At 68.8% G+C, this 12,199-nt stretch carries 13 protein-coding genes and 1 pseudogene; 5 read left to right on the top strand and 9 right to left on the bottom strand.

Annotated elements, in window-relative coordinates:
- Window positions 1–127 precede the first annotated feature (127 nt).
- From Ari01nite_RS46375 to Ari01nite_RS50635, 4 genes and pseudogenes are all read right to left on the bottom strand, one after another.
- On the bottom strand, window positions 128–688 hold the full coding sequence (locus Ari01nite_RS46375; RefSeq protein WP_203790778.1) for a DUF2238 domain-containing protein: 561 nt from the start codon (window positions 686–688) through the stop codon (window positions 128–130).
- A gap of 225 nt (window positions 689–913) precedes the next feature.
- Complete coding sequence (locus tag Ari01nite_RS46370; protein WP_203790776.1) at window positions 914–1,423, bottom strand: hypothetical protein; 510 nt, start codon at window positions 1,421–1,423, stop codon at window positions 914–916.
- A 69-nt stretch (window positions 1,424–1,492) separates the two neighbouring features.
- On the bottom strand, window positions 1,493–1,927 hold the full coding sequence (locus tag Ari01nite_RS46365; RefSeq protein WP_203790774.1) for a hypothetical protein: 435 nt from the start codon (window positions 1,925–1,927) through the stop codon (window positions 1,493–1,495).
- 490 nt (window positions 1,928–2,417) lie between these two features.
- A pseudogene (locus Ari01nite_RS50635) lies at window positions 2,418–2,668 on the bottom strand (ISKra4 family transposase); the annotation flags it as partial.
- An 852-nt stretch (window positions 2,669–3,520) separates the two neighbouring features.
- Here Ari01nite_RS50635 and Ari01nite_RS46355 point away from each other — a divergent pair.
- Window positions 3,521–4,369, top strand: coding sequence for an ATP-binding protein (locus Ari01nite_RS46355; protein ID WP_203790770.1), 849 nt, complete (start codon window positions 3,521–3,523; stop codon window positions 4,367–4,369).
- A gap of 27 nt (window positions 4,370–4,396) precedes the next feature.
- Here Ari01nite_RS46355 and Ari01nite_RS46350 read toward each other — a convergent pair whose 3' ends face one another.
- Together Ari01nite_RS46350 and Ari01nite_RS46345 are read right to left on the bottom strand one after the other, a co-directional pair.
- Entirely contained in the window at window positions 4,397–5,128 is a 732-nt protein-coding gene (locus Ari01nite_RS46350; protein WP_203790768.1) for a GAF and ANTAR domain-containing protein, read from the bottom strand.
- 37 nt (window positions 5,129–5,165) lie between these two features.
- Window positions 5,166–5,852 carry a GAF and ANTAR domain-containing protein gene (locus tag Ari01nite_RS46345; protein WP_239163614.1) on the bottom strand — a complete coding sequence of 229 codons (687 nt, stop codon included), beginning with the start codon at window positions 5,850–5,852 and terminating at the stop codon, window positions 5,166–5,168.
- A gap of 927 nt (window positions 5,853–6,779) precedes the next feature.
- On the opposite strand from Ari01nite_RS46345, the gene Ari01nite_RS46340 reads away from it, so the two are divergent.
- Window positions 6,780–7,163 (top strand): STAS domain-containing protein, encoded by a 384-nt coding sequence (locus Ari01nite_RS46340; protein WP_203790765.1) that lies wholly within the window; start codon window positions 6,780–6,782, stop codon window positions 7,161–7,163.
- Window positions 7,150–7,626, top strand: coding sequence for an STAS domain-containing protein (locus Ari01nite_RS46335; RefSeq protein WP_203790763.1), 477 nt, complete (start codon window positions 7,150–7,152; stop codon window positions 7,624–7,626). The genes Ari01nite_RS46340 and Ari01nite_RS46335 overlap by 14 nt, the downstream gene beginning before the upstream one ends.
- On the opposite strand, the gene Ari01nite_RS46330 is transcribed toward Ari01nite_RS46335, so the two are convergent.
- Window positions 7,608–8,351 carry a GAF and ANTAR domain-containing protein gene (locus Ari01nite_RS46330; RefSeq protein WP_203790761.1) on the bottom strand — a complete coding sequence of 248 codons (744 nt, stop codon included), beginning with the start codon at window positions 8,349–8,351 and terminating at the stop codon, window positions 7,608–7,610. The two genes, Ari01nite_RS46335 and Ari01nite_RS46330, sit on opposite strands and share 19 nt — an antisense overlap.
- 37 nt (window positions 8,352–8,388) lie before the next feature.
- A complete protein-coding gene (locus Ari01nite_RS46325; protein WP_203790759.1) occupies window positions 8,389–9,096 on the bottom strand; it encodes a GAF and ANTAR domain-containing protein in 708 nt (235 codons plus the stop codon).
- Window positions 9,097–9,914: 818 nt separating this feature from the next.
- Between Ari01nite_RS46325 and Ari01nite_RS46320 the strand changes: the two genes are divergently transcribed.
- Together Ari01nite_RS46320 and Ari01nite_RS51175 are read left to right on the top strand one after the other, a co-directional pair.
- Entirely contained in the window at window positions 9,915–10,823 is a 909-nt protein-coding gene (locus Ari01nite_RS46320; protein WP_203790757.1) for a sodium:calcium antiporter, read from the top strand.
- The gene (locus tag Ari01nite_RS51175; protein ID WP_275410943.1) at window positions 10,823–10,945 is read left to right on the top strand and encodes a hypothetical protein; all 123 of its coding nucleotides are present in this window, start codon (window positions 10,823–10,825) and stop codon (window positions 10,943–10,945) included. Before Ari01nite_RS46320 ends, Ari01nite_RS51175 begins: the two co-directional genes overlap by 1 nt.
- Window positions 10,946–11,203: 258 nt before the next feature.
- On the opposite strand, the gene Ari01nite_RS46315 is transcribed toward Ari01nite_RS51175, so the two are convergent.
- The coding region (locus tag Ari01nite_RS46315) for a cation:proton antiporter domain-containing protein (protein WP_203790754.1) at window positions 11,204–12,199 on the bottom strand (996 nt) is incomplete at its 5' end.

Genomic DNA, 12,199 nt, shown 5'->3' with positions numbered 1-12,199 from the left:
GCGGCGGCGAAAGGCTCAACGGCCACCGGGGGCTCGGGCGACACTGCAATCGTACGCCCACGTCGCCGGATCTGCCGCCGGGAGTACGCAGCCGGGCGGCGAGTGATCAAGAGTGCAGCCCGGACCACTATGGCCTGCTCGGCGGCTGCTGAGAGGAATGCCCTTGGCTGGCCCACGCCGCTACGCCGAGCCCGGCCAGCAGCGCGCCGGCACCGTCCATCGCCAGGTCGGCCACGGTATCGGTATAGCCCACCACCATCACGATGCCGGCGACGTGGGTAGCCACCCATTCCCAGAACTCCCAGAGCACGCCGACGGTGAAGCCGACCATGACCACCAACATGACTATCGCGGCACGACGCCTCCTCAGCAGCGAACCCTGAAGAGGGGGTAGGTAGTCAACCCGGATCAAGGCCATCACCACGACCGCCGCGATCGCGCCGGTCGCGGTCCCGTGGATCGGCAAATCGGCCCAGGCCACCGTCTCGTACCAGCCCGCCGGCATGGCGACCGTCGCGATGACCAGCGTGACGCCCATCGCGGCGTCGAACGGACGAGGCAGCTTCGCGGTGCGGGATAGCACCAGCACACCGAGGACCACCACAAAACGCGCGACATCATCCCACTGCCCGATGACGGCGCACACTACGGCCGCCGCGGCGGCGGCCAGCCGTGCGACGTCGCCCATCACCGCGGCGATGCGTACCCAGCCATGGGACCTCATCCGCCGCAACCGGGCCAGCTGATCATGCAGGGCTCCTTCCCGGCACGCGGGTGTGGGTAATGCCCGTCCGCCCACGCCCAGACGACGGTAGGTGGCGGGCGGCGGCTCGTCCTGCCCCCAAGGATCGAGCTCGCCGCCCGCCTCGGGGTGTGGTCTCTGGCAGCCTGGACGTCGGCACACGGAGAGTGGCTAATCACCATCGCGGCGCCAGGCGACCTGATGAATCTGGTCGACGACATCGTCCGCCGGCCTCTGCACGGTCGCCGCTGTTTCGGCAAGGTCGTGGGAACCGAAAATGACCAACGCCAAAATTGCCCGCTGACTGCTCGTGAGGTCGTCGAAGAGCGTCCGGGGACGAAGATCGCGGCGCGGTCGGTCAGGTTGTGGATAGCGTTCGGTGAACGCCAGATGGCCTAGGCACCGGCGGTAGACGGAACGGGCCAGCCGCACCCGCATCTGACCGAGGTCGAACTCCGACCCTTCGCCGTACGCTGCGCAAATCGCGGCGGCGACGATGTCACAGGCCCGATCGGTGTCGTCGTCACAGGCCCGATCGGTGTCGTCGAGAATTATCGCTGCCATGGTGAGCAGCGCGGGAGCGTGGTGACAGCACATGGCATGCGCGTACTGCTCGCGGGAACTTCTGGCGTCCCACGGCAGCTTGGTGAGAACTTCCGAGGGCAGGACGGTGTCGACCATGGCGAACCCCTGGCGTCGAATCTGGCTGATGGGTGGTTTGTCGCCGGATCCACGGCGAGCGAGGAAGTCTCACCGGACCGAAAAACGAGTGCGCATCCTCAGCGCCGGCCGGCTATCCCGGCGATACCGGCCGGTCCGCAGTGCGGCGCCCGAGACATCCAGCAAAGGCAGGTCATCGCGGACGGCGAGAACGTCGCAGACTCCGGCGTCTTCAAGGATTTGCCTGGTCATCGGTCCTGGACGGCAGATGAACGGCGCCGACCATCCCGGGAGAGCGGCCCGCAGGAGCAGACAGAAATCCGGTAGCGTCACATCGGCGAAGGTGACCGCCGCCACGTCAACGAAGACGAATCTCGCAGGCGACTTTCTCAGCAGATCGATCGTGGCAGCCAGTTCCGTTGCTGCGGCCAGGTCGATCTGGCCGGCAACGCACACCTGCGCCCAGTTCCCGCCGTCCGGTGACAACACCGTGACGGAGAAAGTGCCGTGACCTCTGTCGTTCATGTCGGCGCCCCATGGTGACGTAGTGACGTCGCCGGGGACCGGGGCAACATTGCCCCACACTCGGGGCGTCCATCCAGGGTAACGGGTATCGATCGATCCTGCGATACATGCGCCATGTTCGCGTTGCCCGCCGGCGGTCGACAGGCTCGCCAAATGCATCGCTTGGCGCCCCGGGTGACGTCCTCTTCGCGTAGTGCTTCGCCCTGATGACCCTTGACAAGTGTCGCCGGTGTGCAGGCAATGACCGGGACACCACCTTCACGATCCAGCAGCATCGTCATGCCTGTCGGGGTGTCGGTAAAACGTGTCACCAGCCGCGGACGAGGGGGACGCGGTTCGTTCGGCCTGAGTTCGGGGCTTCGACCCTCCACTCAACCGGTGGCTAGTGCCCTGACCACGAACGTTCGCGGTGTTGGGTGACACGCCGTCTGGCCTGATGGCTGGGCGGCGTGAGGGTGCGTTTCTCTCTGAGTGACTTTCTCGATCTCGGTCAGGCGGCCAGGTCGTATTGGTCCTGGTAGCGGCTGTTGTGGGTGCGTTGGTGTTCCTGCTGGACATGAAATTTCCAGTAGGCGGGGAAATCGCCGTTCGTGATTACGGCACGGAGTAGGAGCACGGCTTCGGCGCTGGGCAGGCTCCAGCGAGCGCGGTGATCGCCAGGCGATCCTTCACCAGATAGCGGCATGTCCCCTCGATCACGCCGGTGGCGATGGGCCAGCCCATGGCCAGCGCGATGCGGTAGATCAGATAGGGCTGCTTCGCGGTGAGGTAGTCGATGCAGCGTTTCAGCCCGGGTGCCGTGGTGCCGTCCTGGGCGAGGATCTGATGATGGATGGTCAGCGTCCTTGCCCGCCCGACCCAACCCGGCGACATCGGGCCCGGGGGCCCACCAAGGCGGTCCCGATGTCCACCGTCGACTTTGCAGCTGCCGGCTGACGATCTCCGGGGACAGTAGCGTCCGCTGTTCATGGGTGGGGCCTCGCATCCGCCTGGGCACCGCCGTGACGGGTCAGACCCGGCACCACCGACGCCGGCATCCCACCGAGACAGGGAGTCCCCCGCCTCCCAGCGGATTGTCTGCACGCTACCCCCGCCGGCAATCCGCAATCTCCGCAAATATGACATCCCGCCCCAGCTCCACGAAAGAGGCGCCCTCCGGCGACGGTCGACGCGGCGACGGAAACCGGCGATTCTCGTTGCTCGGCCGGGACACCCGCTGACCGTGTGCGCTGCCTGGAGGGGACTGCACCGACGCAGCCGTGGTCACGGTGGCGGCTGGGATCTTGACCTGGCATGTCGGTGTGCAGACCAGCGGCGCCGCCCGGATATCCCCCGGACGAGGTCACCTCCGGCGAAAGCGGGCCGCTGCCGCTACCCTTAACGGCGGCGGTGACCGCTGTGCCCGTCGCCGTCCGCTGCCCCAGACCCCGGTGGTGCCTCATCCGGCACGTTCCTGGGAGCAGCCTTGATCATCGAATCCTGTCCCGTCCGCGTGGGCCAGCGCCTGCCGCGAGACCGCCGCCAGAGCGTCGGGCCCGCCGATACCGGCGCCCAGGGCGGCCGCCGGTGTTCCCGCAGCGAACCGGCCGTCCGATGAGTACAGTCAGCCGCAACCTCACCATCACGCCCACCCCGCCGCCGTACCTGTTCACCGCCCCACAACCGGGCGCCGGCGCGCCACCGGTCACAGTGACCGCCGATTTCGACACCACGCTGGTGGAGATCGCCGTGCACGGCCGCTGGGCACGCGGCCTCGGCGCCGACGTGTCCGCGGCGATCGGGAAGTGTCTGGCCGAGCCACCGGCCGCCGTCATCACCGACCTGCACGACCTCGGTGACCCCGACGCCGCCAGCCTGCCGCTGTGGCTGGCAGCCCGGCGCGCCGTGAGCCTGCTGCACCCCTGTATGCCGTTCGCGGTGTGCCTGCCCACCGCCACCGCCCTGAACCGCCGACTGCGTCAGGTCGCCGCCGCACGGCACCTGCCGCTGTTCGCCACCATGGCCGAAGCCCGCACCTGCGTCATCCGCCGGTTACCGCCGGCGCCACGGCTGCACACCGACCTGCCCCCACACCCGCAGTCTGCCGCCGTGGCCCGCGACCTCGTCACCCAGGCAGGCGACACCTGGCAGCTGCCGCCGTCGCTGCTGATGCGGGCAAAGCTGGTCATGTCCGAACTCGTCGGCAACGCCGTCGAGCACGCCGGCACCGACATCCACGCCAGTGTGTCGCCACGCGGCAGCGGACTGCACCTCGCGGTACGCGACGGCGTCACCCACCTGCCCTACCTACGACAGCCACACCGTTCGGCCAGGTCACCACTGTCGGCCCCGCCGGAGACGGGGCTGGGCATCGTGCACGCCGGTGCCGACACCTGGGGTGCCCTACCCACCCCCGGCGGCAAGATCGTCTGGGCCGTCATCCACCCCCGCCCCGGCGACTGACCCACACCGGGCGTCCTGGACCGGGCGTCACGCGGTGAGGAGTTGCTGCAGGCTGCGCGGGTCGGTGACGACGGCGTAGGCGACCTCGCTCAGCCGGCGGTTGTTGTTTCGGCCGTACCCGCGGATGACGGTGAACGCGTCGTCGACGCTGATACCGCGGGCCTGCGCGACCGCGCCTTTGGCCTGCTCGATGACGATCCGGCTGTTCAGCGCCCCCTGCAGCTGTTCAGTGAGCGTCTCACCGCGACGGACAGCGCGTTCCTGCAGCAAACCGATGGTGGCCGTGTCGGCCAGAGCCTGAACGATCGAGGCGTCGTCGCTGTCGAAACCCTGCCCGGCGACGTCACCGAATACGTTCAACGTGCCGATCACCTGCCGGCGCAGCCGCAGCGGGAAGGCATGCACCGACGGGAAACCCGCCGCGACGGCCAGCGGCGCGAAGCGGGGCCACCGGCCGGCCGCGCCGGCCAGGTCCACATTGACGACCGGCTCGCCGGTCCGGAAAGCCTCCAGACAAGGCCCTTCCTCGTTCTGCACCACGAACAGTTCCACCAGAGTGACGTTCTCGCTCGACCCGGCGACGAACTCCAGCCGGCCGTGCTGGTCGGCCAGCAGCATCCCGACAGCCGCAGCCCCGGTCAACTCGGCGACCCGCTCAGCGATCATGTGCATGTAGTCGAGCACGTCGAACTCGTCGACCAGCGTGTCGGCGACCTCGACGAAGATCATCGCCAGTTTCTGCGCGGATACGGTCATCATGGCTGCCTCCCGGCCTGGCCGGCGCTCACGTATGCGGTCATGGACGGTCCTGGTCGAAGCTCAGCCGGCGGGCGACCACGTCGCGGGCCACCTCGTCCAGGCGGCGGCCATGCGCGAACGCGTACGCCCTCATCCGGGTCATCGCCTCACCGATGGAAACCCCCAACTGGACCATGACCATGCCTTGGGCCTGGAACAACTCGGCCCGGTGCTCACCGGTGTCGGCGAGACCGTCACCGAGGCCCGCCGACGTGGCGTCCTCGTGCTGGTCGAGTAACGCCGTCATGGTCACGGTCGCGAAGGCGAACCCGTCGGCGAGCTCGTCGCCGGTCAGCGACCCGGCCCGGCGGCGGAAAACGTCGAGGACCCCGAGACGCACGGCTCCCAGCTGCAGCGGGAACGAGAAGACCGCCCGGAACCCTTTGTCCTGGACAGCCGGGACATACATCGGCCAGCGCGACGGTGCCACCTCGCCGAGGTCCGGCACCAGCACCGGGCGCCGCGCCGAGAACGCCTCCCAGCAGGGCCCCTCGCCGAGGACGAACTGCAGCTCCTCGATGTATTCGGTCAACGGGTCCGACGCGGCATAAACGCCCCGGGTCCCCGGCTCGGTCATCACGCTGATCCCGGCACCCGCAGCCGCCAACGTGTGCGCGGCGGCGGTACACACCCGGTACAACAACCCGGCCCCGCCGTCCGGCGCACGCGACTCAACATCGATCAAGCTGCGGATCCTGCCGACCCGATCATCCACGACGACCACCCCACTTGCAGCCCCCGCCGGCACGGCGAGGCCCCACCGAACCGGCGCGGCCACCCTGCTCGCCATGTGACACAGCGACACCTCCACGCCAACGCCCACCAACAAACCGGGCAGCAAAAAGGGGACGAATACGCCACAGCCTACAAACCATCCGAGGCCCCCTCAACGGCTCCCGCCCCCAGACACGCCATCGGCCCGAGACCGGATACGCCAGCCGACCGGGCACGCCACCGGGTGCACGCCCCTGGTGGGGGCGCCCGCCTCGATTCGGCGAACCGCCGCTGACCGGTAAGGACATTCCCCGGGCACCGGCCGCGGTCGGCGGCACCGGATCTTCGCTGATCCAGCCATCGCCGCGAACACCGCGGGGGCCGTGCCGCGGTAGTAGTCGATGCGCTTTTCCAGGGCGAGCTCGAACGTGCGGTGCAGCGCCGCCCTGGACCAGACAGCGGCGTCAGCCCGCGCAGGTCGTGCTCGGTGAGCCGACCGGCGAGGTCCTTGTCGTCGAGAACCGGTCGAGCAGACGGGCGTCGACAAGCGCCAGCGCGAGCGCAGCAGATGCGGGCAGAAGATGGAGATTTCTTGCCACTCGCGGTCGATGCCAGGCAGTTCGGCTTCGCGGCCGTGGTGGATGGCCACGGTCGCCGAGTTCATCCCCGCGGTCCGGCTTCGCATCGCGTCCGCCCACCACGCGCGGGAAGAGCATTCCGGGTGACCGCCGCCGCGGCTTCTAGATCAATTTGCTCCTGGTCGCACGTTCGTTGTCGACGCACCAGTTCCGGCCGCTGAGTGCGCCGGCAGGGTTCTACGCGCACTGTCGTCGATGCGGCCTGCATCGGTCGTCGCCTCAGACCCCGGCGTGCGTCGCAGCGCCTAAAGGGGTAGGCCATGACCCAGTACTCAACATCCGGTTGTGCCGTCGTAGTCGCGGCAGCGCCGCAGCAACGGCTTGTGAACGTCCGTGTGGCTGGTGATCTCGACGCGGACGCGGAGCCGGCGCTGAGCGAGGTTGTCGCCCGGGTTGCGGCCCTCACGCCCGAACGCGTCTTCGTGGATCTTGGCGAGGTTGCCTTCGCGGGGTCCACGCTTGCCCACTTCCTCGCCCGACTCGTCGGTGTCCTGCCGCAGGCGATGCCGGTGACGGTGTGCCGTCCTGGGCCCATGCACCAGTGGGTCCTGGATGCGGCCGGCATGACGCAGATCTTGATGATCAGTTCTCACCCGGCCGGGCTGGCATTGGATCTTGAGGACGGCAGCCGTGGACGCTGTTGACGCGCCGGCTTCGGGCCAGCGGATCGCCGCGGGTCACACGGCTCGTGCGACGCCGGTCCTGGCCGCCACCGCTTCACCGGGCGACGCCGCCGTGACATCTGTGCGCATCACCACGGACGTGGACCGGTGCGGGGTCGCCATCATCGCCGTCGCCGGGGAACTGGTCATGGACACCGCCGATGACCTCACCGCGGCGCTCACCGCCTACCGGGTGACCCGGGTCGTCGTTGATCTGGACCGGATGCCGTTTCTCGACATGGCCGCCCTGACCGCCCTGCTGCGGGGCCGGGACGCCGCCCTGCGGGCCGACGCGTCGTTTGGCGTCATCCGTGCTCAGGGCCTGGTACGACAGGTCCTGCACCTCACCGGCATGTGCCCGGCGCTCACCCCCGCTCCCGCGGCCGGGGCGCGGCGGGCAGCGCCTCGGGCCGTGGACGGGCCCGGTCAGCGTGAGCGGGGATGAGCGAGTTCAGGCAGGCTGGCCAGGTCGGTCACCACGGTGTACGCGAGCTCGCTGAGGCGGCGGTTGGTGCGGCGGGCGTAGCCGCGGATCAGCTCGAACGCCGCGTCGACATCGACGCCGTGGATTTGCGCGATGGCACCCTTGGCCTGCTCGATGACGATACGGCTGTTCAACGCGCCCTGCAGCTGTTCGGTGAGGACTTCGGAGCGTCGAATGGTGCGCTCCTGCAGCAGACTGATCGCGGCGACATCGGCAAGGGCCTGCACGATCTGCACGTCACTGTCGTCGAGGTCACCGACGGTGTCGCCGAACAGCCCCAACACGCCGATGATCTCCTGACGCAGGCGCAGCGGGAACGCGTGTACCGACCGGAAGCCGGCCTCGGCGGCGTGCGGGGCGAACCGCGGCCATCTGGCTGCGGCCTCGGCGGCGGTGAGGTCAGTGTTGATGACCGGTTCGCCGTCGTGGAACGCCTCGACACACGGCCCGTCCTGGAGCTGGAGCTGGAACAGCTCGAGGAACTTGGTGGTCTCGTCGGAAGCCGCCATGAAGTGCAGCCGCCGCTTCGGGTCGGCGAGCAGGATCCCTACAGTGTTGTTGTCGGTCAGCCCGGCGATGCGTCCGGCGAGCATCTGCAGGAACTCGATCAGGTCGAACTCGTCGACGAGGGTGTCGGCGACCTCGACGAAGACCTTCGCGAGGCGCTGCGCGGATACGGTGGTCATGGCTACCCCCGGCCTTCCTTGGTCTGGTGACGTGCGTTCACGAGTGATCACGATCGAAGTGCAGCCGGCCCGCGACGACGTCCGCGGCGACCTCGGAAAGCCGGCGGCCGGTGGTGTAGGCGTGAGCGCGTAGCCGGACCAGCGCCTCGGCGAGGGTGACGCCGAGCATCACCATCACCATGCCCTGGGCCTGCCACAGCGCCGCCCCGTGTTCGATAGCCCCGTCGACATCGTGCTCGCCGTGGGCCTGGTCCTGACCGTCCAGCAGCGTCGTCACCGCGAGATCGCTGAAGGCGACGGCCTGGCCGATCTCGGCCCTGGACAGCGTCCCGGCATGGGTGCGGAACACGTCGAGGACGCCGAGCTGAGCCGCGCCGACCTGCAGGGGAAACGCGAACACCGCCCGGATCCCAGCCTTGTACACGGCCGGGGTGTAGACCGGCCACCGTCGTGCCCCCTGGTCGTCCAGGTCGGCGATCAGCACCGGGCGGCGGGACGCGAACGCGTCGACGCAAGGACCTTCCCCGAAGGTGAACTGCAACTCTTCGATACGCTCGGTGGCCAGATCCGACGCGGCGGCCATGCCGTACCCGCCGTCGGCGGCCATCACGCTCACCCCGACGCCCACGGCCGACAGCGCCCGGGTCGCGTCCGCGCACAGCGTCTGCAACCGGCTCACCGCACCGCCACCCGGCGGTGACGGCACCGCCGACGCCCACGCACCGTCGTCCCTGTCCTGGTCCATGCCGGCCTACGCCACCCGACCCGGAACCGACGGCCGCACGAGCAGTCGCGTGAGGTCGCGACGTCGACTTCTGCACATGACCGCAACACCTCCGAGCGATAAGCACCGAGCGCCGGAGTCTGGGGCAGTCGACGCGACCAGAGGCCACGCCTCACCAGAATAGCCATATAGGACCTCGCGGTGCATGAGGAGCCCTGTGTACTGACGGTGTCGCGGGAACAAACGATTCACGTACAAGATCAAAACGACTGTCATCGCAGCCGGGCCGTTCGAAGCCCGTTCCGAGAAACCGGGATGTCCAACAATGCGGGCGGTGATTTCTCGGCCGGCCAGGACGATCGCCGCTGTTTCCTGGGCGGCTCACCGGGCATGCCGTCATCAGCACATCAGCCAACCGTGGGCTGGGCTGGCCCGCGTCACCTGGTGACCCGCGAAGGGAGCTGGCAATGCCCAACGTGCAGCCACCCGAGATGCGGCGAAGCGGCGAAACCCGTCTCGTTCAGGACAGTGGCGGCCCGCAGCCCGGGTGGCACGACCAATACCAGCCGAGAGCATCACACCGTATCCCCCAGCAGCCGCCGTACGGCCCGGACCAGAGCCCCGTACGGGGTGAGAGTCCACGGAGCCGGCAGGATGCACTGTCGAGGGAACTGAGGAGCGGCCTGACCCTCCCAGGGCCAAGCCCGTCTTTCTCCGGGGCGCCGCGCTGCGGGGGATGTATCGAGGCCCGCCCGGGTAGGGGCCGGGCATGAATGGCAGTCGAACCGCGGGCAAACCGGTTGCCCGACCGGCCCGGACCGGCGAGCCAGGCGTTTCGCATGATCGGCGGTCCGCCGTGGCCGTTGCTGCCGAGCGTGATCGCGCTGGTCGTCGCATTGGCCGTGATCATGTCCGTGGGCCGCAGGTTGGCGGCGACGGTGGACGTGCTGGCCGACCGGACCGGCATGGGCGAGGCCGCCGCCGGGGCACTGCTGCTGGGTGCCGTCACCTCGCTGCCGGGCATCGGCACCACCGTGGTCGGCGCGCTCGGCGGTGACGCCCAGTTCGCCCTGGCGAACCCGCTGGGCGGGATCGCGGTGCAGACGGTCTGGCTGGCGATCGCCGACCTGCTCTACCGGCGGTCGAACATCGAGCACGCCGCCGCGTCGCTCGAGAATATTCTGCAGTCGCTGGTTCTCATCGCGCTGCTCTGCATCCCCGTGGTCACCTACGCCACGCCGACTCTGCGGCTCGGCTGGGTCCATCCGGCCAGCCTCGCCATCCCACTGTTCTACCTGTACGGCCTGCGCCTGCTACAACGGTTGCGGCGCAAGCCGATGTGGCAGGCGACGCAGACCTCCGACACCCGCCAGGACGAGCCGGACGACGACGCCGACGACGCAATCAGCACCACCCGGCTGTGGTGGCGGCTGGCCGCGCTTGCCGCAGTGGTGGCCGCCACCGGATACCTCATCGGGCAGGGCGGTCTCGGTGTGGTGGCGGCCACCGGACTTCCCAGCGGGCCAGTCGGATTCACCCTCACCACCGCCATCACCTCCCTGCCCGAGCTCGTCACCCTCATCGCGGCGGTACGCATCGGCGCCCTGAGCCTCGGTATCGGCAACATCATCGGCGGCAACGCTTTCGACGCGCTGATGATCTTCCTGGCGGTGCCACCTATCTGCGGGGCTCGGTCTAAACGGATGCATCCTCAGCGGCGCTGCTGCTCGCCGGATCCACGATCCTGATGACCGTCGTCCTCACCGCCGGGTTGATCATGCGCGATCGGCGCGGCATCGGCTTCGAAGGCGTCATCATCCCCGTCGTCTACATCGCAACGGTGATCCTCCTGGTGATCCATGCCGCGTGAACATGCACCGCAGCAGAGCGGCTATTTGCTCCGGCACCGGACCGGTTCCGGTTCCGGTTCCGGTGCCGCGCAGGGCTGCCGCACGATCATCACCGTGGCGTTCCTGATGCTGGGCGCGGAGTTCCTACGCCCCGAAGGCATCGCGCCCACCGAATCCGCCGTGGCTCGCAAGCTGACGACCTGTTCAGCCGAGGTGTTCGGCAGCGTCGGGTTCTGGCTCGTCTGCGGTAATCCGGTCGCGCTGCTGAGCCTGCCCGTTCACCGTCGGCGCACGGCGTGCACGGTGCGACGGACGACACCGAACCAGGCGGGCGTCTCCGCTTCCTCGTCGAACGCGCGCGCGACCACCACATCGGTCGAGGAGTGCAGCAGGATCGACAACACGATGGTCACCGCCACAAGGTGGAAGATCTCGTCCGCGGCGTGGATGCCGGACTCCAGCACGATCAGCCCGTAGACGACCGAGGCGAAGCCCTTCGGGCCGAACCACATCGCTGCGGCCTGCTCCCGCATACCGAGCCCGGAACGCAGGAACGACAACCACAGGGCGACCGGGCGGGCCACGAAGATTGCCATGACCGCGAACAGCCACCCCGTCCAGGAGATCTCCCCGAGAAACGCCGGCGAGATCAACGCGCCGAACACCAGCAGCGCGGCCAGCTTCAACAACTCGGCGATGTTCTCCCCGAAGTGCTCGAACGCGACACGCTGCCGCGGCCCGAACGTCGCCACCGTGATACCTGCCGCGAACGCCGCCAGGAACAGGTTCGCATGCGTCGCCTGCCCCACGGCCAAGACCAGCAGGCCGATGGCCAGCCCGTTGAGCGGCTCGTACGCCGCCGACGCGGAGAAGAACCGGCTCCGCTCCAGCAGAATCGCCGCACCCGGAATGACCACCCCGATGACCAGGCCCAGCGACACCTCCACGGCAAGCTCACCCAGGTGCAGGTCGTCGGAACCAGCCGCGATAGCGAGAAAGACGATCACAAACGGCAGCGCCAGTCCGTCGTTGACACCGGACTCCACGTTGAGCAGGTGCCGCAGCCGGGCCGGGACCTTGTCGTTACCGACCAGCGCGGACGCGAACACCGGGTCGGTCGGTGCCAGGATCGCGCCGATCAGCAGCGACTCCGGCCAGGTCAACCCGGCCACGTAGTGCGCGGCTAACGCGGTCACGACCAGCGTGAGCGGCAGACCCCAGCCCAGTGCCCGCCCAGGCAGCCGCCACGCCGAGCGCAGATCGGCCCACCCCAT

It is taken from the genome of Paractinoplanes rishiriensis (genome assembly GCF_016862375.1).
Lineage (GTDB): Bacteria > Actinomycetota > Actinomycetes > Mycobacteriales > Micromonosporaceae > Actinoplanes > Actinoplanes rishiriensis.
This window is presented reverse-complemented; position numbering and strand designations above follow the sequence as displayed.